We start from the raw sequence: 23,880 nt of genomic DNA on the forward strand, positions 1-23,880 counted from the left end.
GAAACGGCAGAGGAACATCAAAACGGGCATTCTCCCTCGCGAACGCGCCATGGACGGCGCGGCCGGGGCACACACCCGGTGACAGGGTGCAAGCATCAGCTCGGGACCCGCGCCCGTACCGCACATGGCCAGCACCCCGATGCTCCGAGGAGAGAATGACGATGACGACCGAGGCAGCAGCCCGGCGGATGCCCGGCGCGCCCTGCTGGGTGAGCCTCCTGGCACACAGTCTGCCCGCGACGCAGGAGTTCTACGGTGCGCTCTTCGGCTGGGAGTTCCGCCCAGGACCGCAGCACTTCGGTCCGTACGCCCGCGCCTTCCTCGACGGTCTGGAAGTGGCCGGGGTCGGCGAGTTGGCGCCCGGCCGACATCTCCCGGTGGCCTGGACCACCTATCTGGCCAGCGACGACGCCGATGTGACCGCCGAGCAGATCCGCGCCTGCGGCGGCACGGTCGGCGTCGGCCCGTTGGACGCCGACGACGACGCCGGCCGGATGGCGATCGCCTCCGACCCGCAGGGCGCCGTCTTCGGGGTCTGGCAGGGCAGGACGATGACCGGCACCGCGGTCAGCGGCGAACCGGGCACCCCCGTGTGGAACGAGCTGGTCACGCAGGAGACGGACTCCGTCGCCCCGTTCTACGAGCACGTCTTCGGCTTCGAACCGGAGGCCGTGGTCTCCGCCGACTTCGACTACCTGACACTGCACGTCAAGGGGAAGCCGGTCGCCGGCATCCACGGCGTCGGCAACGTGCTGCCGCGCGACCGCGGCCCGCACTGGATGACCTACTTCGCCGTCCCGGACACCGACGCCGCCGCCCGCCGGGTCGGCGAACTGGGCGGCCGGGTGCTGCGGCCGGCACGGGACTCCACGCACGGCCGGCTGGCGACCGTCGCCGACAGCGAGGGTGCGGTCTTCACGATCATCCAGCAGCGCTGAGGCGGACTGCCCGCCGCAATGCGGACCGGCGCGACTACCGCGCGGCGTCCACCGGCAGGACGTCCGGCGAGAGCGCGACCGCACGGGCGGTCGACGCGGTCTGCCGACGGCGGTGGTGCAGGCGGCACAGCACCTCGTAGCCGACCTCGGCCGGCCGCTCCGCCCCCTCGCCCGAGCCCTCGCCGACCACGTCGCCGACGACGACCTGTGCGCCCTCGACCACCATCCGGCCATCGACCGTCCGGGCATTGTGGGTGGCCCGGGCACCGCACCAGCACAGCGCCTCCACCTTCAACGCCTCGATGCGGTCGGCGAGTTCGACCAGGCGCTGGGAGCCGGGGAAGAGCCTGCTGCGGAAGTCGGTGGTGATGCCGAAGGCGAAGACGTCCAGCTCCAGGTCGTCGACGACCCGGGCCAGCTGGTCGACCTGCTCGGGGGCGAGGAACTGCGCCTCGTCGGCTATGACGTAGTCGACCCGGCCGCCGGAGCTGAGGTGGTCCACGACATGGGCGTAGAAGTCCAGGTCGTCCTCCGCTTCGACGGCCTCGGTGACCAGGCCCAGACGGGAGGAGAGCTTGCCGCGGCCGGCCCGGTCGTTGCGGCTGTAGATCATGCCCTGCAGACCGCGGGCCGAGCGGTTGTGCTCGATCTGCAGCGCCAGTGTCGACTTTCCGCAGTCCATCGTTCCGGAGAAGAACACCAGCTCGGGCATGGGGAGGGGCAGGCCTTTCAGGCTCGTACGGATGGGGCGGTCGGGCAGTACGGGACGCGTGGGTGGGTCAGGTGCGGACTTCGAGGAGCGGCACCAGCTGCTCCACCGGGGTCATGGAGCCGTGCAGGCCGACCATCTTCGACTCGTTCGGTTCCCGTTCGCTGGCGACGATCGCCACGTCGGCGTGGGCGGCGGCCACCACGTCGCCGATCCGGGCACGGACCCGGTCGTCGACGTGCGGGCCGAACCAGCCCGCGGCGATGGCCTCCTCGCGGCCGGCGACCCACATCTGGTCGCCGACCACCTCACGCCAGACCGCGAGCACGTCGGAAGCGGCGCCCGGGTGGGCGTACACGTGCCGGGCCCGGCCCTCGCCGCCCAACAGGCGCACGCCGGCGCGCAGTTCCCAGTCCTCGTCGAAGTCGATCCGGGATTCGGGGTCGAAGGGGATGTCGATCATGCCGTGGTCGGCGGTGACGTACAGCGCGCTGCGCGGCGGGAGTTGCTCGGCCAGACGCTGGGCGAGCCGGTCCACGTAGAGCAGTTGGCCGCGCCAGGCGTCGGAGTCGACGCCGTAGCGGTGGCCCTTGCCGTCGACCTCGGAGTAGTACGTGTAGACCAGCGAGCGGTCGGCGGCGGCGAGTTGATCGGCGGCGAGGTCCATCCGCTCCTCGCCGGAGAGCCGGCCGTGGAAGGTGCCGCCGCTGAGCGCGATCCGGGTGAGCGGGGTCTGCGCGAAGTCGGGGGCGGAGACCTGGCAGGTGTGGATGCCGGCGGCGTCGGCGAGCTGGAAGACCGTCGGGTACGGCTGCCAGGCATGCGGATCGGTCCACGGGCGCCAGCGCAGCTGGTTCATCAGCGCGCCGGTGGCCGGATCCTCGCAGGTGTATCCGGGCAGGCCGTGGGCGCCCGGCGGCAGGCCGGTGCCGACCGAGGCGAGGGAGGTGGCGGTGGTGGCGGGGAAGCCGGCGGTGAGCGGGCGGCCGGTGCCGTTGAACGAGCTGCCCAGGAGGGAGCTGAGGAACGGCGCCTCGTCCGGGTGGGCGCGCAGCAGCTCCCAGCCGAGCCCGTCGATCAGGAAGACGCAGGCGCGGTCGGCGGGGGCCAGCTCCATGGCGCTCGTGACACCGGGCATGCCCTGGCCGGCAACGATGGCGGGCAGCAGGTCGGCGAGCGAACCGGTGCCGTAGCGGGGCACCGGGGCGGAGAGCGGGTCGAGCGGTTCCGGTTCCGGCCAGGCGGGGGCGGTGTGGACCATCAGCGGGCGCTGGTGGCCGCGGTGGCCTCGGAGAGCGCCTGGGCGAAGGCGAGGGTCTCGCGCACCGAATCCGGGCCGTCGCCGGCCTCGCTGACCCGGAGGGAGAGGTCGTCGGCGGTGGAGGAACCGGTGTAGCCGTGGTCCGCGTCGCAGTTGGGGTCGCCGCAGCTGGCGGGCTCCAGGTCGAGGCGCGCGACGGCGCCCCAGCCGATGGTGAGGACGACCTCGCGGGGCAGCTGGCCCGGGGTGTACGACTCGGGGTTGGCGACGACGCGGCTGAGCACCACGGACGAGATCCGGCCGAGCTTGACGGATTCCGTGGAGGTGGTGGCGTACGGGGACGGGGAGGTGGCGTCGGCCGCCTGCTCGTCGGTGTGGCTGACGATGAAGCGGGTGCCGGTCAGCACCAGGACCGTGACGTGGCGGCGGACCTCGTTGGCGTCGAAGGTCGTCTCCTGGTGGACGAGGTACGACACCACCGGCTCGCCGCCGACCGCGGCCTGCACCGCCTCGGCCACGAGCGTCGGGTAATAGCCACTGCGCTCGATCGCCGCGCGCAGCCCCTGGGTCGTCGTACCGGTCTTAGCCATGGGGTCCATCTTACGGGGCGTACCGGGGCGCGAGAGCCTCAGTAGACGGGCAGTCGGCGGGGCCCGAGGTCAGTGGTGGCGGGTGGTCTGGCAAGGCGGACGGAGGCATCCAGGACGGCCAGGCCGTGCGGGGCGACGACGACCGGTTCGAGGTCCACCGCGACCACTTCCGGATGGTCGTCGACGAGCCGGGAGACCCGCAGCAGCAGCTCCTCCAGGGCGGCGGTGTCCACGGGCTGGGAGCCGCGCCAGCCGAACAGCAGCGGGGCGCTGCGGATCGACCGGATCTGCTCGTTGACCTCGCGGTCGGTGGCCGGAATCAGACGGTGGGCTATATCGCCGAGCAGCTGGGAGGGCGCGCCCGCCAGCCCGAAGGAGAGGACCGCGCCGGCGGCAGGGTCGATGGCGGCGCGGACGACGGTGTCGACGCCGCGCGGCACCATCGCCTGAACGACCGGCCGCAGCACCGTGGGAGAACCCAGGAAGTCGGTCAATTCGGCGTAGGCGCGGCGGAGTTCGGCCTCGCTCGCGAGGTCGAGGCGGACGCCGCCGAGGTCGGCTCGGTGGCGCAGGTGGGGGGCGGTGGTCTTGAGGGCGACCGGGTAGCCGAGCCGGGCGGCGGCGCGGACGGCGGCGTCCGGGTCGGGGGCGGGGAGGGTGGGGCGGGGGTGGATGCCGTAGCGGGCCAGCAGCGCCTCGGCGTCGGCCGGGGGCAGGGCGACGGAGCGGCCGGGGGCGACGCCCGTGGTGAGGCGGTCGAGCAGCCGCTCGACGTCGGCGCCGGCCGCCGCCTCCTGGATGTCGTCGTACTCGGGCACCCGGCCCGGCTCGGCTGCCGCCCGGCGCCACGCGGCGTACCGGACGGCCTCGGCGAGGGCCCGGACGGCGCGCTCGGCTGCCGGGTAGGCGGGGATGCGGAGGGGGCGGGGGCGGGGCTGGGCCTCCGGGGCGGGTGCCTGATCGCGTGCGGACGGGGGCGCCGGAGGGCGGGGCGGGGTCGGGGGATGCGGTGGCCGGGGCGGGGCGAGGGGGCGCCCTTGGGGCTCGGGGGCGGCGTCCGGGCCGGGGGAAGCGGGCTCGTCGGGCGCGTGCGGGGCGTGGGGCTCGGGCGGGGCTGCGAGCGTCGCGGCCAGGTCGTCCATCGCGAGGTGGACGACGGTGACCGGCTTGGAGGGGGCGGCGGCGACCGCGGCGCGCAGGGCGGCGGCGAGCGCGGTGCCCTCACTGCCCCCCAAGGGAGCGGCGTCCTCCTCCCCCACCCAGGGGATGGCGGTGACGACGACGGCGTCGCAGCCGTCCCCGGCGAGCGTCTGGGCGAGGGCGGCGCGGAAGTCCTCCGGGGTCGCGGCGGAGCGCAGGACATGGGGGCGCTGCGGACGCAGCCCTTCGGTGAGGCAGGCGTCGTAGGCCAGGAGGGCCAGCGATTCGGAGTTGCCCAGGATGGCGACGCGCGGCCCTTGGGGCAGCGGCTGGGAGGCCAACAGCAGCCCGGCGTCGATCAGTTCGGTGACCGTGTCGACGCGGATCACGCCGGCCTGGCGCATGAGGGCGGCGACGGTGCTGTCGGGGACGCTGACGGTGGGGACGGCATGGCCCATGGGAGCGGTGCCGTGGTGCCGGGCCCCCTTGGCGACGACCACCGGTTTGACGGCGGCGGTGCGGCGGGCGAGCCGGGCGAACTTGCGGGGGTTGCCGATGGATTCCAGGTAGAGGATCGCGACGTCGGTGTGCGGGTCCTCGTACCAGTACTGGAGGAGGTCGTTCCCGGAGACGTCGGCGCGGTTGCCTGCCGAGACGAAGGCGGAGATGCCGGCGATCCCGCCGTCGCCGGGGCCCCGCTCGTGGAGTCCGCTGAGCAGCGCGATGCCGATCGCACCGGACTGGGTGAACAGGCCGATCCGGCCGGCGCCGGGCGCCTGGGGGGCGAGTGAGGCGTTCAGCCGGACGTCGGGGGCGGTGTTGATCAGGCCGAAGGCGTTGGGCCCGATGAGCCGCATGCCGTAGGAGCGGGCCAGGCGGAGCAGGGCGCGCTGCCGTTCGCGGCCCTCGGGGCCGGCCTCGGCGTAGCCGGAGGAGAGGACCAGCACGCCCTGGACGCCGTGCTCGCCGCAGTCGCGGACGACCTCGGGGACGGCGGGGGCGGGGACGGCGATGACCGCCAGGTCGACCGGGTCGGGGATGTCGCGCACCGTACGGGCGGCCGGCACGCCCTCGGGCTCCAGGCGGCGGAGGTCCTCGGGAAAGGCGTGGTTGACGGCGTGCACCCGGCCGGTGAAGCCGGCGTCGAGGATGTTGCGCAGCGTGGCGCGGCCCAGGCCCCCGGGGGTGCGGCCGGTGCCGATGACGGCGACCGAGCCGGGGGCGAGCAGGCGCTGGACGGAGCGCGCCTCGGCCCGCTGCTCGCGGCCGCGCATCACGGCCATGGACTGCTCGGTCGGTTCGAGGTCGAGCTCCAGGCGGACGACGCCGTCCTCGAAGGTGCGCTTCTGGGTGTACCCGGCGTCCGTGAACACCTTGATCATCTTGGTGTTGGCGGGCAGGACCTCGGCGGCGAACCGGCGGATGCCGCGCTCACGGGCGACGGCGGCGATGTGCTCCAGAAGGGCGGAGGCGACACCTCGGCCCTGGTGGGCGTCCTGAACGAGGAAGGCCACTTCCGCCTGGTCATCCTCGGGACTCTTGGCGGGCAGTCCGCGCGCGTCGATCCGGTCGTAGCGGACGGTGGCGATGAACTCGCCGCCCACCGTGGCGGCCAGGCCGACCCGGTCGACGTAGTCGTGGTGGGTGAACCGGTGGACGTCGCGGTCGGACAGGCGCGGGTAGGGCGCGAAGAAGCGGTAGTACTTCGACTCGTCCGACACCTGCTCGTAGAAGGAGACCAGCCGCTCGGCGTCGGCAGGCGTGATGGGCCGGATGCGCGCCGTCCCACCGTCGCGCAGCACCACGTCGGCTTCCCAGTGAGTCGGGTACGCATGATCCGGCGGCGTCTGCATGCGGACAGCGTACGGCGGGCCACTGACAAGCGGCTCGACGTGCGTACGCTCGGCTTCCCGGGGCTCCTCGCGCCGGGACGAACGGCCTGAAAGGAGGGCGGCAGTCCGCATGAAAAATCATGACGAAGGGCTGCGGAACCACTCCTGGCAGCGTGAGAGACTGGTCTAGACAACAGTCGCGACTTTGAAGGGCAACACCATGGCTGAGCGCCGCGTCAATGTCGGTTGGGCCGAGGGGCTGCACGCTCGCCCCGCGTCGATCTTCGTCCGAGCGGCCACCGCCTCCGGTGTCCCGATAACGATCTCCAAGGCGAACGGCAACCCCGTCAACGCCGCCTCCATGCTGGCGGTCCTGGGCCTGGGCGCCCAGGGCGGCGAGGAGATCGTGCTGGCCTCCGACGCCGAGGGCGCCGAAGCCGCGCTCGACCGCCTGGCGAAACTCGTCGCGGAGGGCCTTGAGGAGCTTCCCGAGACCGTCTGACCTTAAGGACCTGCGGGGCGGCGCGCCCCGTCCAGGACCCAGCAGACGCGACCCCGCCGCGGCAACCGGTACATCCGGCTGCCGCGGCGGGGCCGTTCTGTCGGCGGGTGTCGCGCCGACGGGGAGGACATCGCGTTCACGGGATGGCATCACACCGCCGGAGCGCGGCCCGGTGACGCAACGCATCAAGGGCAGCAAGTTCCGGCATCACCGTGGGGGCAATTTCGAGCATCCCTCTCTCCCCCCGACCGGAATCCGCGTCCGCCCTAATTCTGCGAAATTCGGCGAACGGCGCCAGAAACGCACGTCGGGCACCCCGCCCCGCCTTCGTTCCGCACATCGGGAATTCCCGAATATCTCACTCGATGTATACGGGGCGATTGTTAAATGCGGGCGCGCACCACATTGACGGGATGTTTCGACTCCCGCACGACGGAAGCGGGGCGCCGCAGCCGGTACGCCGGGAGCGACCGTTCGATGTGCGCCGCCATCAGGGCGCGCGCCCGCTCCGCGTCCCGCCGGGCCACCGCGTCAAGTACGGCGCCATGCTCGTTCCACGAATCGGTGACGTGGGCGGGTGGCTCGACGGCATACGTCCACTCGATCTTGCGTCGCAGCTGGATGAGGGGCGCCGTCAGGCTGGGGCTGCCGGCCGCCTGGGCGAGGGTTTCGTGGAACCAGCCGTCCAGCTGGCACAGGTCGCCGGGGTGGCCGTGGCGGGCTCGCTGCTGACCGAGCCGCACCAGGCCGCGCAGCACCTTCAGATGGGCGGTGGTGCGGCGGGCGGCCGCACGGGCGGCGCCCAGCGGCTCCATGACGGCGCGGATGTCGAGGAGGTCGGCGGCCTCCTGCTCGGTGAGTTCGGCGACGCAGGCGCCCGCGTGGTGGCGGGTGGTGACGAAGCCTTCGGCCTGGAGGGTGCGCAGCGCCTCCCTCACCGGGACCCGGGAGACGCCGTACCGCGCGGCGAGGACATCCTCGACAAGTCGACTCCCCGGCGTGAGCATGCCGGAGACGATATCGCCCCTCATCGCCGTGCACACCGCATGCGTGGAAAGGTGGCCTCGCATCGTCCGCGCCTCCGCCGTAATACCGGGAAAACGCCGCCGCTCGGCGACATTCATCGACCCTATTCGACGCGAGGGGATTCCCCTGCGGAACGTCGCAAATTCGCCGACGGTGCTTTTCGGCCGACATGTGCGGGGAACCTGGCGGGTGGAACGCCGGTGCCCCACGGAGACGCCGAAGCCCCGGCCCGCCAGGGTGGCGGACCGGGGCTCCAGGGGGACGGCGATGCGGCGGAGAGGCTGCGGGAGGATCAGACGCTGACGCCGTGCGCGCGGAGGTAGGCGATCGGGTCGATGTCCGAGCCGTAGTCGGGGCCGGTCCGGGCCTCGAAGTGGAGGTGCGGGCCGGTGGTGTTGCCGGTGTTGCCGGAGAGGGCGATCTGCTGGCCCGGAGTGACCGTCTGCCCGACCGACACGGCGAAGGACGAGAGGTGACCGTATTGGGTGTACGTACCGTCGTTCATCTTGATCACGATGTTGTTGCCGTACGCACCGCCCCAGCCGGCCTCGACGACGGTGCCCGCGCCCACGGCGTGGACCGGCGTACCGGAGGCAGCGTGGAAGTCGATACCGGTGTGGCTACCCGAGGACCACAGGCCACTGGACGCCTTGTACCCGGTGGAGACGTAGGAGCCGGTCACGGGGGCGACGAAGGCGTTCAGAAGCCTGCGCTCGGCCTCGCGGGCGGCACGCGCCTTGGCCGCGCGCACCTCTTCGGCCTTCTTCTTCGCCTCTTCGGCCTTCTTCTTCGCTCCCTCGGCCAGCCGATTGGCCTCGGCCTCGGCCTTCGCCCTGGCCGCGTTGACCTCGGCGACCGCCTGCTGCGCGTCCGCCTGGGCCTCGAGGTGGACGGCAAGCTCGTCACCCAACTCGACGGCGTGCTGGAGGCCGGTGTCGTGGGAGGTCGACTCGCCCGTGGCGGCGAGCGCGGGCGACGCCACGGAGGCGACGACTCCGGAGGCCGCGAGGGTGGCTATGCCGGCGAGGTTGCGGGTGGTGCGAGCGGTGCGGCTCGCGCGGCGGTGCTTCCCGGTGGCACGGGTGAACGCCATGTACGGGCTGGTCCTTTCCTTCCCTCTCGCCTACCGGGTTAGCTGACGGGTTCGGAGCAGGAAGGTCTCCTACGGACTCCTCCGGAAAGGGGTCCGATTCACCCCAGGGACGTGTGGGTCCCCGGCTCCCCTGGCTCACGCCATACGGGGACTCGGCGATGGCTGTCCGGTGCCACTGTTGTGGCGGACTTGTGACGAACAGCCGCCCCGACGCTAAACGCGGCAACTTTCGATCGCCAAACAGAACCTGTTTTTTGTGGGGTTCGCCACACTCGAATCGGGCAACAACCGCAACGGATCGGGCGGCACCGCCCGTCCACAGCGCGGGCCACGACGGCCGAGAAGCAGAACCCGTGCGCCGGGCCGGCCGCGGATTCGCGGCACGCACGCACAGCGGCTCCCGTGGCAAGTGACCGCCACGGGAGCCGCTTTGTCGATAGGTGACGAACCGTCGGGTGACGCCCCGCCACAGGGCAGGGATCAGCCGCTGACGACCGTCACCTCGCCGATGCCCAACGCCTTGACGGGCTCGGCGATCTGCGCCGCGTCACCCACCAGGACCGTCACCAGCCGGTCCACCGGGAAGGCGTTGACGACCGCCGCGGTCGCCTCGACCGTGCCGGTCTCCGCGAGCCGGACGTACAGCTGCGCCTGGTAGTCGTCCGGGAGCTGCTGCTCCACCTGGTCGGCGAGGGTCCCCGCGACGGCGGCGGCGGTCTCGTACTTCAGCGGGGCGACGCCGACGAGGTTCTGCACGGCGACATCGCGCTCGGCGTCGGTCAGCCCCTCCGCCGCGAGGGTGCGCAGCACCGTCCACAGGTCCTGGAGGGCCGGCCCGGTGGACGCGGTGTCCACGGACCCGCTGATGGCCAGCAGGGAGGCGCCGGTGGCCCCCTCCGGGGAGGTCGGGGCGGAGGAGCGCAGGACCTGACCGAAGGCGCGCACCCCGTAGGTGTAGCCCTTCTCCTCGCGCAGCACCCGGTCCAGACGGGACGTGAGGGTGCCGCCCAGGCAGTACGTGCCGAGCACCTGGGCGGGCCACACCTGGTCGTGCCGGTCGGCGCCGACCCGCCCGATGAGCAGCTGCGTCTGCACGGCACCGGGACGGTCGACGATCACCACGCGACCGGTGTCGTCGGCGGCGACCGGCGACGGCTTCGGCGGCTCCACGGTCGAACCCGTCCAGGCGCCCAGGGTGTCGGCCAGTGCCGCGTCCAGGTCGACGCCGGTGAAGTCACCGACGATGACGACGGTGCCGGTGGCAGGCCGGATGTGCGTGTCGTAGAAGGCGCGGACGGCGCCGGCGTCGATCCGGGCGACGGTCTCCTCGGTGCCCTGCCGGGGCCGGGACATCCGGGAGGTGGCCGGGAACAGCTCCTTGGACAGCGCCATCGCGGCGCGCCGCGCCGGGTTGGCCAGCTCGTGCGGGATCTCGTCGAGGCGGTTGCGCACCAGCCGCTCGACCTCGCCCTCCGGGAAGGCGGGGGCCCGCAGCGCGTCGGCGAGCAGCCCGAGGGCGCGCGGCAGGCGGGAGGCCGGGACCTCCAGGGAGACCCGCACACCGGGGTGGTCGGCGTGCGCGTCCAGGGTGGCGCCGCAGCGCTCCAGTTCGGCGGCGAACTCCTCGGCGGTGTGCTTGTCGGTGCCCTCGGAGAAGGCCCGGGCCATGATCGTGGCGACGCCGTCGAGGCCCTCGGGCTCGGTCTCCAGGGGAGCGATGAGGTTGATCTCCACGGCGACGACCTGCTGGCCGGGGCGGTGGCTGGTCAGCAGGGTCAGCCCGTTGGCCAGCCGGCTGCGCTCGGGCGCCGGGAAGGCCCACGGCTTGGGCGCACCGCCCCGGGGCTGCGGATGGAACTGCATGGAGCTCACGGGGGCGTCTGCGGGGGTGGTGGCGTCGGTCACTTGGCCGCCTCCTCTTCCTCGGTGCCGGCGGCGTCGGTCTGCGCGGTGGGCTCGTAGACGAGCACGGCGCGGTTGTCGGGGCGCAGCCGGGCCTTGGCGACCGCCTGCACCTCCAACGGGCTGATCTCCAGGACGCGCTGGACGGCGGTCAGCGCGAGCTGCGGGTCGCCGAACAAGACGGCGTAGCGGCATAGTTCGTCGGCGCGGCCGCTGACCGTGGCGAGCCGATCCAGCCATTCGCGCTCCAGTTGGGCCTGGGCGCGCTCCATCTCCTCGGCGGTGGGCCCCTCTTCGGCGAAGCGGGCCAGCTCCTCGTCGACGGCGGCCTCGATGGCGGGGACCTCCGCGCCACCGGACGCCTTCACGTCCAGCCAGCCCAACGAGGGCGCGCCGGCCAGCCGCAGCAGGCCGAAACCGGCGGCGACGGCGCTGCGGTCGCGGCGCACCAGGCGGTTGTACAGGCGGGAGGACTCGCCGCCGCCCAGGACGGTGAGCGCGAGGTCGGCGGCGTCCGCCTCACGGGTGCCGTCGTGCGGGAGGCGGTAGGCGGCCATCAGGGCGCGGGAGGGGACGTCCTCCTCCACGACGGTGCGCAGTTGGCCGCCGACGGTCTCGGGCAGGCTGCCGTCGCGCGGCGGCTGCTTGCCGTCGTGCGAGGGGATCGAGCCGAAGTACTTCTCCACCCAGGCCAGCGTCTGCTCGGGATCGATGTCGCCCACGATGGACAGCACCGCGTTGTTGGGCGCGTAGTACGTGCGGAAGAAGGCCCGCGCGTCCTCCAGGGAGGCGGCGTCGAGGTCGGCCATCGACCCGATGGGAGTGTGGTGGTACGGGTGGCCGTCCGGGTAGGCCATGGCCGTCAGCTTCTCGAAGGCCGTGCCGTAGGGGACGTTGTCGTAGCGCTGGCGGCGCTCGTTCTTGACGACGTCCCGCTGGTTCTCCAGGGATTCCTCGTCGAGCGCGGTCAGCAGCGAGCCCATCCGGTCCGCCTCCAGCCAGAGCGCGAGCTCCAGCTCATGGGCGGGCATGGTCTCGAAGTAGTTGGTGCGCTCGAAACTGGTGGTCCCGTTGAGCGAGCCACCGGCACCCTGGACGAGTTCGAAGTGGCCGTTGCCCTTCACCTGCGCGGACCCCTGGAACATCAGGTGCTCGAAGAGGTGCGCCAGGCCCGTACGGCCCTTGACCTCGTGGCGCGAGCCGACGTCGTACCAGAGGCAGACGGCCGCCACCGGCGTCAGATGGTCTTCGGAGAGCACCACGCGCAGGCCGTTGGCCAGCCGGTGCTCGGTCGCTGTCAGGCCGCCGGAGCCGGCTTGTTCTGTGGCCGTGTGACCCATGGGCATGTACGTCCCTTCGATCCGCTTGAGAGAAAGTTCTGTCACTGTATGCAACCGCATCGGCATCTGCCGAAGTTCCCGGGAGGATGGCCACGAACGTGCGCCGTGCCCGGCGACGGAGCGCGAAGGGGGGAGTCGTCGTGAGCGTTGTCAGTGGGGCGGTCCACAATGGTCCACGTCAGACTCATCGAACTCGCCGGTCGGCCCACCGGCCGTCCGGTCAAACGCTGATCTCAGCGTCGGTCCTGGGCGTTGACCCAACAGCGTAGTTCCCACATCGGCAGTAGACGCAGCAGAAGGAGCCGCAGCCGCGATGGCCCGCCGCAGCACGAAGACCCCGCCGCCGGACGACTTCGAGGAGAGGATCCTCGACATCGACGTCGTCGACGAGATGCAGGGTTCCTTCCTTGAGTACGCGTACTCGGTCATCTACTCGCGCGCCCTGCCGGACGCCCGCGACGGCCTCAAGCCCGTACACCGCCGCATCCTTTACCAGATGAACGAGATGAGCCTGCGGCCCGAGCGCGGCTACGTGAAGTGCGCCCGGGTCGTCGGCGAGGTGATGGGTAAGCTCCACCCGCACGGCGACGCGTCGATCTACGACGCCCTGGTGCGCATGGCGCAGCCGTTCTCGATGCGGGTGCCCCTGGTGGACGGGCACGGCAACTTCGGTTCCCTGGGCAATGACGACCCGCCCGCCGCGATGCGGTACACCGAGTGCCGGATGGCGTCCGCGACATCGTTGATGACGGAGTCCATCGACGAGGACACCGTCGACTTCACGCCCAACTACGACGGCCAGGAGCAGGAACCGGTCGCCCTCCCGGCCGCGTACCCGAACCTCCTCGTCAACGGTTCGTCCGGCATCGCCGTCGGCATGGCGACGAACATGCCGCCGCACAACCTCGGCGAGGTGATCGCCGCCGCCCGTCACCTGATCAAGCACCCCAACGCTGATCTGGAGACCCTGATGCGCTTCGTGCCGGGTCCGGACCTGCCGACGGGCGGCCGGATCGTGGGCCTGGGCGGCGTACGGGACGCCTACGAGAAGGGCCGCGGCACGTTCAAGATCCGTGCAACGGTCACGGTGGAGAACGTCACGGCCCGCCGCAAGGGGCTGGTCGTCACCGAACTCCCCTTCACCGTCGGCCCGGAGAAGGTCATCTCCAAGATCAAGGACCTGGTGGGCTCGAAGAAGCTCCAGGGCATCGCGGACGTGAAGGACCTCACCGACCGCGAGCACGGCCTGCGGTTGGTGATCGAGGTCAAGAACGGCTTCAACCCGGAGGCCGTCCTGGAGCAGCTGTACAAGCTGACGCCGATGGAGGAGTCCTTCGGCATCAACAACGTCGCCCTGGTCGACGGCCAGCCGCTGACACTGGGCCTCAAGGAACTGCTGGAGGTCTACGTCGACCACCGCTTCAACGTGGTGCGCCGGCGCAGCGAGTTCCGGCGGACGAAGCGGCGCGACCGGCTCCACCTGGTCGAGGGCCTGCTGACCGCCCTGGTGGACATCGACGAGGTCATCCGCCTCATCCGCTCCAGCGAGAACAGCGCCCAGGCCAAGGAGCGCCTGATGGAGCGCTTCGGGCTGAGCGAGGTGCAGACCCAGTACATCCTCGACACCCCGCTGCGCCGGCTGACCAAGTTCGACCGGATCGAGCTGGAGGCGGAACGCGACCGGCTGGAGGCCGAGATCGCGGACCTGACCCGGATCCTGGAGTCGGACGCCGAACTGCGCAAGCTGGTCTCCGGGGAGCTGGCGGCGGTCGCCAAGAAGTACGGCACGCCGCGCCGCACGGTCCTGCAGGAGTCGGCGGGGGCCGCCGTCGCGGCGGTGCCGCTGGAGGTCTCCGACGACCCGTGCCGCGTGCTGCTGTCCTCCACGGGCCTGCTGGCGCGGACCACCACGGCGGAGACGTCGTTCGACGCCGACGCCAAGCGCGTCAAGCACGACGTGATCGTCTCGGCGGTGCCGGCGACCGCACGTGGCGAGGTGGGAGCGGTGACCTCCCAGGGGCGGCTGCTGCGGCTGTCGGTGATCGACCTGCCGCAGCTTCCGGACACCGTGGCGCCCAATCTCGCCGGTGGTGCGGCGATCGCGGAGTTCCTGAGCCTCCAGGACGACGAGCAGCTGGTGTGCCTGACGACGCTGGACGAGTCCTCGCCAGGTCTCGCGATCGGTACGGAACAGGGCGTCGTGAAGCGCGTGGTGCCCGACTACCCGCCCAACAAGGACGAGTTGGAGGTCATCGCCCTCAAGGAGGGCGACCGCATCGTGGGTGCGGTGGAGCTGCGCACCGGTGAGGAGGACCTGGTCTTCATCACCGACGAGGCGCAGTTGCTGCGCTATCCGGCGTCGCAGGTACGGCCGCAGGGCCGGCCGGCGGGCGGCATGGCGGGCGTCAAGCTGGGAGAGGGCTCGAAGGTGATCGCCTTCGCAGCCGTGGATCCGGCCGTGGACGCCATGGTGTTCACGGTCGCCGGGTCGCACGGGACGCTGGACGACTCGGTGGCGACGGCCAAGCTCACTCCGTTCGACCAGTATCCGCGCAAGGGCCGGGCCACCGGCGGCGTCCGCTGCCAGCGGTTCCTGAAGGGGGAGGACTGCCTGACGATGGCCTGGGCCGGCCCGGCGCCCGTACGGGCCGCTGACGCCAAGGGCGCGCCGGTTCCGCTGCCCGAGCCGGACCCCCGCCGGGACGGCTCCGGTGTGGCCCTGGCCAAGCCGGTGACGACGCTGGCCGGCCCCGTGTAACCACAAGAGCCCGAGAACGGACGACGCCGCCGGGGTGGCGAACAACCACCCCGGCGGCGTCGTCCGTTGCGTCGCCGGCTGTACGCACCGGAGGTCGACATATCGAGTCAAGCGGTGCTGCACAGGCGGCAGCCCACAGCATCAACTCCATGCCCTACGGCGCTACTTCCTCGCACCAGGCCGCGGTGTACCGCGGAGCACGGACGGCTCGCCGCCCGACCGCTCTCATTCCTCCTGCGAGGGCACGTAGCGCAACACGCCCCACATGCTGTTCTCATCGGCCTCAGCCGCCACATCCTGCCGGCAGTTCTCCAGCTCCTTGCGCAGCGCGGGCACATCGATGCCGCTGCCGATCATCACCAGCTGGGTGCACCGCTCCTCTCCCTTCGGCCACGGCTCGGGGTAGAAGCGCAGGAAGTCGCCGACCGCGTGCAGCGTGAACCTCTGGCGGTTCTCCGGCACGTCGAAGTGGACGAATCCCTTGATGCGGTAGAGGCCGGCGGGGCGGCTGTCGAGGAACTCCATCAGCCGACGCGGATCCATCGGCTCGACGGAGGTGAACTCCACGCTCTCGTACGCAGCGTGGAGGTGCCCGGAGTGGTGATGATCGCAGCCGTGGCAGTTCTCGTGGTCGTGCTCGGGAACACCGTCGAGTCCCTGCCCCGGGGTCCCCTGCGCCGAGGCCTCACGCAGCAGGTCTTCGAAGGACAGCTGGCGGACGGCCGCGTCACGGTCCTCCCCCTGCCCGCGGTCGAAGAACATCTCCGGATCGATCCGCCCGTACGCCGTGCAGATCACCGGCCGGCCCGGAGCAAGCTCCGCAAGCGTGCCGATGAGTTCCTGACGCGCCGCGTCCGCGATCCGGTCCGCCTTGTTGAGCACCACGAGGTCGGCGATCCCGACATGCCTGTCCAGCTCGGGGTGCCGGGCACGAGTGTCCGCGAACTCTGCCGCATCGATGACCTCGATCAACCCGCCGTAGACGATCCGCTCGTTGTCGCTCGCGAGGATCATCCGGATGAGTTCCTGCGGCTCGGCCAATCCACTGGCCTCGATGACGATCACGTCGATGCGGGCGGAGGGGCGGGCCAGCCGCTCAAGGTAGGTGTCCAGCTCGCTGGTATCGACGGCGCAGCACAGGCACCCGTTGCCGAGCGACACCATGGAGTCCACCTGCCCGGCGACCGTCATGGCATCGATCTCGATGCTGCCGAAGTCATTGACGATCGCACCGATCCGGGTGCCGTCGCCGGCACGCAGCAGGTGGTTCAGGAGGGTCGTCTTGCCCGACCCCAGGAAGCCCGCGAGCACGACGACCGGGATCTGTTGGGTGGCCAAGGGGGCGCCTCCATGGTGCGGGTGGCGGGCCGCGCGGCCCGGCGGCGGACGAGCTGTCGATCGTAACGGACCGCCCGCAACCAGGCCCCGGCCCGCCTACGGCTCCGCTCGTGCAGCCCCGGGGAACGGACCACGCCCCTGGACGGCAGTCATGAGCGGAGCACACCGCCAACGGTCCGCCACGCAGCAGATCACCGCCCTCTTGGCCCCCTGCAAGTCGAAACCACCTCACCGATCGCCCGAGAGCCCGCCACGTCAGCACCAGCCATCCCGGGCCGACAACGCCAATGCACCCGCATCATGGCTTCGCCCCCATCCCGAACGCCACCGGCCCGCCCCTCCGCTCGACGCCACCCGGCTACCGCGCCGCGGCCACTGCCCCACCTTCGACCCCGACGTACCGGAGGCAGCACAGACCACCACCTCCTGCCATCGAGCCTCGGCGTCCTCCCGGCAAACCGGGCATCACGGTCCGGGTTAGGCTCACCTTCGTGAGCACATGCGCTACCGCTTCCCTCGAAGCGGCCGAACCTCTCGCCGGCACGGCAGCCACGGCCCGGACCTGGCTACTGATCGAGCAGACCGGACCGTGGGGAGCAAAGGCGCTGACGGACAGCCACCTCGACGCGCACATCGGCCGGGCCCTGGAAGCCGCGGCAGACGGTACGGGCGTACGCGTCGCCCTCATCCGCCGCCCGGGGCGCCACGCCGACCTCCACGGCGCTCCCTGCCGCCGCATGTTCCTCGCTCACACCTCGCCCGGCCGCTCCTGGATCCGCACCACCACCGTCACCGACCCTCGCACCGCGCTCGGGCTGGACTTCGCCTCCGTGGGAGCCGGGGACCACCAGGGCCTTTGGGAGCCGTACACCGGCGAACCTGTGGTGCTTGTGTGCACCAACGGCAAAAGGGACCGCTGTTGTGCACTCCTCGGCCGCCCACTGGCCGCCCAGCTTGCCGCCGACGGCTGTGCGGCCTGGGAGGTGACGCACATCGGTGGCCACCGCTTCTCCCCCACCCTCTTCGTCCTCCCCTACGGCTACGCCTACGGACGCGCCTCGGCTCAGCTGGTCAAGGATGTCGTGGAAGCGGCTCGCGGTGGCCGCGTCGCGCTCGACCAGTGCCGGGGCCGATCGACGTGGGACCGGCCCGGCCAGGCTGCCGATCTCGCCGTCCGGGAGTTGATCCGGGAGTGGCGCGCGGACGCACTCGACGTCGTACGGACCGACTCGGTGCGGCCCGAACCGGCCGATGCCCACGGACGGACGCCTGGTGGCGGGCCGATGACGGACGCCGTTCGCAGCTGGGCCGTTGCCGTTGCGCACTCCGACGGGCGTGCCTGGCGCGTGGTGGTCGATGAGCGGGCCGATGGTGCTCCGGCGCCCGCCAGCTGTGGTGCGCCGCTCGGTCCACCGGCGCGTATGGCGATCACGTCCATCAGCGCGCTCACGGACGGTGCCGTTGTGGTGCCGCACTTCCCGCCTGCTCTCCCGCGGCTCTGAAACCGGAGGCGGATCCGGCTCCGGCGTATTCTCCTCTCGCCCGGAGCGCCTCATCCCTCCGTCCGGCCCTCCACCTGCCCACACGGCGCAAGCAAGCGCGGCCCCCAACGCCAGCCCCAGCGTCGCGACCAGCCCGAGAGCAGCCGACGGCCCCACAGCTCGCAGTACGGCGGCCCGTCTCCCGTTGTCCCTCGGCACCGATCCCGACACGCCCGCACCGGTTCCCGCAGCCCACATACCTACTCCCCTCCGCACGCCGTCCCCCGCGCGCACCCAGACCGGTCCCTCGCGCTCGCCGCAACGCAGCGCTCGGCAGCAACCGTCACCGCCATGAGGCGCCGACCACCGGCCTTCGGACCTGACCCTGCGAGGCTACGCACGCACGATCCGCAGTCGCAGGGCCTGTGGATAACTCCACGCCGGCCCTGCCTCAGGCCGACGACGGAGCCTCGTCCGGCCGTGGCGTGAGTCCGCGCGGCAAGGCTCTGCTCCCGCCTCCGGCCACGGATAGTCCCCAGCACGCCACCTGCGCGAGACACCACACGCCACACGAACTGCCGGCAGCACCCTTCAACAGTGCCTCTGGCCGGACAGGCCCGTGGTGCGCCGCATCGCGCTACGGCTCCGCCGTGCCCGGAGGCTCCGCGAGGCCGTGCCGATAGGCGTAGTGAATGGCCTGCGCCCGGTCGCGCAGCCCGGCCTTGGCGAAGAGGTTGTTGATGTGGGTCTTCACCGTCGCCGTGGAGACGTGCAGCGTACGGGCGATCTCCGGATTGCTCTGCCCTGCCGCGACGAGACGCAGGACGTCCACCTCCCGTGCGGTGAGCCCGTCCGGCGGCTCGTCAGGAGGTTCGGGACGGCTTCGTGCGGGTTCGGCGAGGCGCTCCAGCAGACGACGTTGGATCTTCGGGGACAGCCCGGCCTCGCCTGAGAGCACGTCGTCGATGGCGCGGACGATCTCGTCGCCGTCCGCGTCCTTGGTGAGATAGCCGCGGGCGCCGGCCTGCAGAGCGGGAAACAGCGAGTCGTCGTCGGCGTAGGTGGTGAGCACCACGACCTGCGTACCGGGGTGTTCCGTACGGATGCGACGGGTCGCCTCGACTCCGTCGCAGCGCGGCATCCGCAGGTCCATAAGGACGACGTCCGGGGCGAGTTCGGCGACCAGGCGAACCGCCTCGTCGCCATCCGCGGCCGAACCCACGACCTCAATGCCCGGCAGCAGCCCCAGCAGCATCACGATTCCCTCGCGCACCACCGTCTGGTCATCGGCCACGACCACCCGCGCCGTTGTCCGCCCCGTCATGCAGGCACCCGCAACCGCACTACGAAACCCTCCTCGTCAGGGCCGGACTCCAGCGTTCCACCGAGGAGTTCGGCGCGCTCCCGCATCCCGAGGAGACCGTATCCGGAACCGCTTCGTTCGAGTTCACCCGGCGTACCGCGTCGCCCGAAGTCACGCACCACCAGCCGCACTTCGTCTTCCGCGTACTCCAGGCGCACGCTCACCTGGGCCCCCGGTGCATGCTTGCGCACGTTGGTGAGCGCCTCCTGGGCGACACGTCGGACCGCGAGTCCCGCCTCCGCGGGCAGTGCGCGCGGCATGCCCGCAACATCCAGCCGCGCACCCTCAGCGGCCGTCAGGCGGCGCAGGAAGTCCTCGACCGGGACCATCTCCCCACGCAGGGCGGAGAGGGCCTCACGCGTACCGTCAAGCCCTTCTCGGGCCATTCCACGGCACGCCACCACCCGCTCCAACAGCTGTTCGCGATCGGCCTCCAGGTCGGTACTGCGCTGGATCAGCTGCCGAGCCGCCTCCAGGTGCACCAGCTGCGCACTGAGGCTGTGCGCGAGGACATCGTGGATCTCGCGTGCGATCCGACCCCGTTCGGCGAGCGCCGCGCTTTCGGTCTCGGCTTTGCGAGCCGCGCGCTCCTGGGCCAGCAGCCGCTGCGCGTTGCCGCGCGCCTCGGCGTCCAGGCGTACGACGTAGCCGGCGAGAACCAAGCCCGCGGCGGTCACGGTGGTGGTCAGCCAACTGCCTTTGTTGACCGCGGCGAACGCACCGAGCGCTGCGGCGCAGCACGGCACCGCAGCGCTGAGGGGCAGCCGCTCCATCGCCGTCACGGCACAGGCGCAGCAGAGGACGATCGCCGGCAGACGGGCGCCGACCAGGAGGAAGCCGAAGGCGGCCGCCCCCAGTACGGCGTACAGCCCCAGGGCGGGCCAGAGCCGCCGCGCCAGGGACATGCGGAACAGGCCCCAGAACGCCAGCATGGTGACGAGCAGCACGGCGCCCGCCGCGGCCAGTCCCCAGCCGGAGAAGGATCCGCCCGCGAAGGTGCTCCAGAGCAGACCCGCGACCACCGCGATGCGGATACCGCGGCCGAGCCAGAGACGGGACTCGCTGACGCCCGCACGGGAGAGCGACTCCCGCAGTGGCCATCTCGTCCAGGCATTCGGCGACACGTGAGGTCCTTTCAGTGCGCGGCGCAGGGGCTCAGCCCGCGACAGGGACACGGTACGTCCGCTGCATCCCCTGGACCCGCCAGGCGGTCACACCGGCGCGGGTGAGCAGCATCGCCGCCACGGACAGCAGGGTGGCCGGGCTGCCCTGGTGGACGCCCAGGAGGGCGGCAACTCCCATGAGGCCCAGGCGCAAGGCCAGCCCGCAGAGCCACACACCGGCCGCCGCCCAGGTTCCCTTGGTCCACACCACGCCGCTGTCGTCCGTCCAGATATGTGTGGTCCACGCCCACGCCGCACCGCCGGCCAGCCCTATGAGCAGCGTCGCGCCCAGGAGGACCGCGGAGGCGGCGCCATGGGCCGGGTCCAGGATGCCTGGCTCGCGCAGCGCCATGAAGAACAGGATGGCCGGCATCAGCCACCACTTCCGGCCTTCCGACGTGATGCGCTGCGCGGTGAACTGCCGCGCGAAGACGAACGCGACAACCGCGATGAGCACAGCGATGTTGAGCCAGCCGCTCATGGTCCGGGCCTCCGTGGGACGGTGAATCTCGATGTTCCCGACGCTACGGAGACAGCCGCGCCCCCGGATCGGAGCCAGGGTGGGACGCGGGTGGAAACGGCGACGGGCGCCTCTCCACCCATGGGTGGAGAGGCGCCCGTACCCAGGCGGCGGCCGGCTCAGGTGTCGATGCGCGAACGGTCCAGAGTGGCCGCGGAGTTGGTGATGAACTCCTTGCGCGGGGCGACCTCGTTACCCATCAGGAGGTCGAACGCCTTCTCCGCGGCTTCGAGATCGCCGATGTTGATCCGGCGCAGCGTACGGTGACGCGGGTCCATGGTCGTTTCGGCGAGCTGGTCGGCGTCCATCTCACCGAGGCCCTTGTAGCGCTGGATGCTGTCCTTGTAACGGACGTTCTTGCGCTGAAGCTCCAGGAGGGTCTGCCGCAGCTCGTTGTCCGAGTACGTGTAGATGTACTTGTCCTGGCCCTTCTTGGGGTTGATCAGCTCGACGCGGTGCAGCGGCGGGACGGCGGAGAAGACCCGGCCCTGCTCGACCATCGGCCGCATGTAGCGCTGGAAGAGGGTCAGCAGCAGCGTGCGGATGTGGGCGCCGTCGACATCGGCGTCGGCGAGGAAGATGACCTTGCCGTAGCGGGCGGCGTCGATGTCGAAGGTGCGGCCGGATCCAGCTCCTATGACCTGGATGATGGCCCCGCACTCGGCGTTCTTGAGCATGTCCGAAACGGACGCCTTCTGAACGTTGAGGATCTTGCCGCGGATCGGCAGCAGAGCCTGGAACTCCGAATTCCGCGCCAGCTTGGCGGTACCCAGCGCCGAGTCGCCCTCGACGATGAAGAGCTCGCTGCGATCGACGTCGTCGCTACGGCAGTCCGCCAGCTTGGCCGGCAGAGAGGAGGACTCCAGCGCCGTCTTCCGCCGCTGCGCCTCCTTGTGCTGCCGGGCGGCGATCCGCGTACGGGCCGCGGCGACGATCTTCTCCAGGACGGAGCGCGCCTGCTGCTTGGCGTCCCTCTTGGTGGAGGTCAGGAACGCCTTGAGTTCCTTGCTGACCACCTGGGCGACGATCCGGGACGCGGCGGAGGTGCCGAGCACCTCCTTGGTCTGGCCCTCGAACTGCGGCTCCGCGAGCCGCACCGTGACGACGGCGGTGAGGCCCTCCATGGCGTCGTCCTTGACGACGTCGTCCTCGGCGACGCGCAGCAGCTTGCTGGACCTGAGCACCTCGTTGACGGTCTTGGCCACCGAGCGCTCGAAGCCGGCGACGTGGGTACCGCCCTTGGGCGTGGCGATGATGTTGACGAACGACTTGATCGTGGAGTCGTAGCCGGTGCCCCAGCGGAGGGCGATGTCGACACCCAGCTCGCGGGTGACTTCGGTGGGCGTCATATGACCGCGCTCGTCCAGGACCGGCACGGTCTCCTTGAACGTGCCCTGGCCGGTCAGTCGCAGCACATCGCAGACGGCCTTGTCCTGCGCGAGGTACTCGCAGAACTCGCTGATGCCGCCGTCGTAGCGGAACGTCTCTTCCGTCTTCCCGGCGCCATCGATACCGCGCTCGTCGCGGACGACGATGGTCAGCCCCGGAACCAGGAAGGCGGTCTGGCGGGCACGCGCGTACAGCGTCTCCAGGGAGAGCTTGGCGTCCTTGAGGAAGATCTGCCGGTCGGCCCAGTAGCGGACCCGGGTGCCGGTCTTGGTCTTGGGGATGCGCTTGCCCTTGAGCAGCCCGTTGGCGGGCTCGAACGACGCGTCCGGGCCGGACCCGGTGAACGCACCGGGCACGCCGCGGCGGAAGCTGATCGCGTGCGTCTTGCTGCTGCGGTCGACCTCGACGTCCAGCCGCGCCGAGAGCGCGTTGACCACCGAAGCGCCGACGCCGTGCAGACCGCCGGAGGCGGCGTACGACCCGCCGCCGAACTTTCCACCTGCGTGCAGCTTGGTCATCACGACCTCGACACCACTGAGCCCCGTCTTGGGCTCGACGTCGACGGGAATGCCGCGGCCGTTGTCCTGGACCTCCACGGACCCGTCGTTGTGGAGGATCACCTCGATGTGGTCGCAGTAGCCGCCGAGCGCCTCGTCGACGGAATTGTCGATGATTTCCCACAGGCAGTGCATCAGGCCGCGACTGTCCGTCGAGCCGATGTACATGCCTGGGCGCTTCCGGACGGCTTCCAGACCCTCGAGGACGAGCAGATGCCGCGCGGTGTAGTTAGAACCGTCCCGGTCTGCCCCGGTCAGCACTGCGGTGGACGGCACGGACATCTCGGCGGTCACGCGGTTCGCTCCTCGCTGAATTTCTGGCAGTCCGCATTCCACGGACTCGGTTGTGGCGGTGTCGCCGGTCAGAGGGTACCGAGGCCTAGTAGAGCCGATGTGACGCCACCCATGAGCGTGACCATGGTAGTAGAATTTCGTTCGTACGTTCGATCGCTCGTTGGGGTGACGTCCGGGTGACGTGCACATCACGTTCCCTTCGAGGCATGAACCATTTAGGCTCCGGGCACGTCCTCATCAACAACCGGCAAGCCAGCCGGGAGGGCAGACTCCAACAACCAACGTGAATCAGACCACCACGCACTACGGCTCATTCGCCGCCACCCGGCAGCACCCGGCCCCTCGGAAGAATTTTTTCGGGGAAAAGGCACGAGCGGGAACGTTTTCGGCCTGGTTGGATGTTGACCCTGGTACGACAGCTCGTCGAGCTAGAGAAGAGGCGACGTGACTACTGTTCTGACACCCGCGAGCCCGCTGACGGCCGCTGACCGGTGCGACCGCTGCGGCGCCCAGGCATACCTGCGCGTCGTCCTGATGTCCGGCGGAGAACTGCTCTTCTGCGCCCACCACGGCCGCAAGTTCGAGCCAGAACTCAAGAAGATCGCCGCGGAAATACAGGACGAGACGGAGCGGCTCACCGCCACCCCGAGGTCCGCAACCGAAGAGGAACGCTGACACCTCGCA

General features: G+C 71.0%; 18 protein-coding genes and 1 riboswitch. Of the genes, 5 read left to right on the forward strand and 13 right to left on the reverse strand.

Translation table 11 applies throughout. The features are described from left to right. Positions 1-161 precede the first annotated feature (161 nt). Positions 162-938, forward strand: coding sequence for a VOC family protein (locus ACIQE0_RS28925; RefSeq protein WP_366331624.1), 777 nt, complete (start codon positions 162-164; stop codon positions 936-938). A gap of 34 nt (positions 939-972) precedes the next feature. On the opposite strand, the gene ACIQE0_RS28930 is transcribed toward ACIQE0_RS28925, so the two are convergent. The 4 genes from ACIQE0_RS28930 to ACIQE0_RS28945 form a co-directional block, all read right to left on the reverse strand. Further along, a complete protein-coding gene (locus tag ACIQE0_RS28930) occupies positions 973-1,650 on the reverse strand; it encodes a thymidine kinase (protein ID WP_366331625.1) in 678 nt (225 codons plus the stop codon). Between the two features lie 67 nt (positions 1,651-1,717). Then, positions 1,718-2,908 (reverse strand): alkaline phosphatase family protein, encoded by a 1,191-nt coding sequence (locus tag ACIQE0_RS28935; protein WP_402337712.1) that lies wholly within the window; start codon positions 2,906-2,908, stop codon positions 1,718-1,720. Further along, entirely contained in the window at positions 2,908-3,498 is a 591-nt protein-coding gene (locus ACIQE0_RS28940) for a DUF5998 family protein (protein WP_039640685.1), read from the reverse strand. Before ACIQE0_RS28940 ends, ACIQE0_RS28935 begins: the two co-directional genes overlap by 1 nt. A 38-nt stretch (positions 3,499-3,536) precedes the next feature. Beyond that, entirely contained in the window at positions 3,537-6,491 is a 2,955-nt protein-coding gene (locus ACIQE0_RS28945; RefSeq protein ID WP_402337714.1) for a GNAT family N-acetyltransferase, read from the reverse strand. A 199-nt stretch (positions 6,492-6,690) separates the two neighbouring features. Here ACIQE0_RS28945 and ACIQE0_RS28950 point away from each other — a divergent pair, with 199 nt between their 5' ends. After that, on the forward strand, positions 6,691-6,972 hold the full coding sequence (locus ACIQE0_RS28950) for an HPr family phosphocarrier protein (RefSeq protein WP_366331628.1): 282 nt from the start codon (positions 6,691-6,693) through the stop codon (positions 6,970-6,972). A 383-nt stretch (positions 6,973-7,355) separates the two neighbouring features. On the opposite strand, the gene ACIQE0_RS28955 is transcribed toward ACIQE0_RS28950, so the two are convergent. The 4 genes from ACIQE0_RS28955 to ACIQE0_RS28970 all read right to left on the reverse strand — a co-directional run bounded on the left by ACIQE0_RS28955 (position 7,356) and on the right by ACIQE0_RS28970 (position 12,333). Continuing rightward, positions 7,356-8,042, reverse strand: coding sequence for a GntR family transcriptional regulator (locus ACIQE0_RS28955; protein ID WP_402337717.1), 687 nt, complete (start codon positions 8,040-8,042; stop codon positions 7,356-7,358). Between the two features lie 248 nt (positions 8,043-8,290). After that, a complete protein-coding gene (locus tag ACIQE0_RS28960; RefSeq protein WP_402337720.1) occupies positions 8,291-9,091 on the reverse strand; it encodes a M23 family metallopeptidase in 801 nt (266 codons plus the stop codon). Positions 9,092-9,103: 12 nt separating this feature from the next. Then, positions 9,104-9,259, reverse strand: a riboswitch (cyclic di-AMP (ydaO/yuaA leader). A 312-nt stretch (positions 9,260-9,571) separates the two neighbouring features. Next, positions 9,572-10,954, reverse strand: a complete 1,383-nt coding sequence (locus tag ACIQE0_RS28965; RefSeq protein ID WP_366331710.1) for a pitrilysin family protein — start codon at positions 10,952-10,954, stop codon at positions 9,572-9,574. Positions 10,955-10,992: 38 nt separating this feature from the next. Next, complete coding sequence (locus tag ACIQE0_RS28970; RefSeq protein WP_366331711.1) at positions 10,993-12,333, reverse strand: pitrilysin family protein; 1,341 nt, start codon at positions 12,331-12,333, stop codon at positions 10,993-10,995. A gap of 313 nt (positions 12,334-12,646) precedes the next feature. Here ACIQE0_RS28970 and ACIQE0_RS28975 point away from each other — a divergent pair, with 313 nt between their 5' ends. Further along, on the forward strand, positions 12,647-15,091 hold the full coding sequence (locus ACIQE0_RS28975; protein WP_402337723.1) for a DNA topoisomerase (ATP-hydrolyzing) subunit A: 2,445 nt from the start codon (positions 12,647-12,649) through the stop codon (positions 15,089-15,091). Between the two features lie 225 nt (positions 15,092-15,316). Here the strand turns inward: ACIQE0_RS28975 and ACIQE0_RS28980 are convergent, their stop codons facing one another. Then, on the reverse strand, positions 15,317-16,429 hold the full coding sequence (locus tag ACIQE0_RS28980) for a CobW family GTP-binding protein (protein ID WP_402337726.1): 1,113 nt from the start codon (positions 16,427-16,429) through the stop codon (positions 15,317-15,319). A gap of 491 nt (positions 16,430-16,920) precedes the next feature. Between ACIQE0_RS28980 and ACIQE0_RS28985 the strand changes: the two genes are divergently transcribed. Further along, entirely contained in the window at positions 16,921-17,931 is a 1,011-nt protein-coding gene (locus ACIQE0_RS28985; protein WP_402337729.1) for a sucrase ferredoxin, read from the forward strand. A gap of 616 nt (positions 17,932-18,547) precedes the next feature. On the opposite strand, the gene ACIQE0_RS28990 is transcribed toward ACIQE0_RS28985, so the two are convergent. From ACIQE0_RS28990 to ACIQE0_RS29005, 4 genes are all read right to left on the reverse strand, one after another. After that, entirely contained in the window at positions 18,548-19,234 is a 687-nt protein-coding gene (locus ACIQE0_RS28990) for a response regulator (RefSeq protein ID WP_384100004.1), read from the reverse strand. Further along, positions 19,231-20,397: a sensor histidine kinase gene (locus ACIQE0_RS28995; protein ID WP_402337733.1), complete on the reverse strand. Its 1,167-nt coding sequence runs from the start codon at positions 20,395-20,397 to the stop codon at positions 19,231-19,233. The genes ACIQE0_RS28990 and ACIQE0_RS28995 overlap by 4 nt, the downstream gene beginning before the upstream one ends. Before the next feature lie 31 nt (positions 20,398-20,428). Further along, a complete protein-coding gene (locus ACIQE0_RS29000) occupies positions 20,429-20,917 on the reverse strand; it encodes a DUF1453 domain-containing protein (protein WP_366331636.1) in 489 nt (162 codons plus the stop codon). A gap of 158 nt (positions 20,918-21,075) precedes the next feature. Continuing rightward, positions 21,076-23,196 (reverse strand): DNA topoisomerase IV subunit B, encoded by a 2,121-nt coding sequence (locus ACIQE0_RS29005; protein WP_366331637.1) that lies wholly within the window; start codon positions 23,194-23,196, stop codon positions 21,076-21,078. Positions 23,197-23,640: 444 nt separating this feature from the next. Here ACIQE0_RS29005 and ACIQE0_RS29010 point away from each other — a divergent pair, with 444 nt between their 5' ends. Continuing rightward, the gene (locus ACIQE0_RS29010) at positions 23,641-23,871 is read left to right on the forward strand and encodes a hypothetical protein (RefSeq protein ID WP_366331638.1); all 231 of its coding nucleotides are present in this window, start codon (positions 23,641-23,643) and stop codon (positions 23,869-23,871) included. Positions 23,872-23,880 lie beyond the last annotated feature (9 nt).

It is taken from the genome of Streptomyces sp. NPDC093097 (assembly GCF_044754325.1).
Classification (GTDB): domain Bacteria; phylum Actinomycetota; class Actinomycetes; order Streptomycetales; family Streptomycetaceae; genus Streptomyces.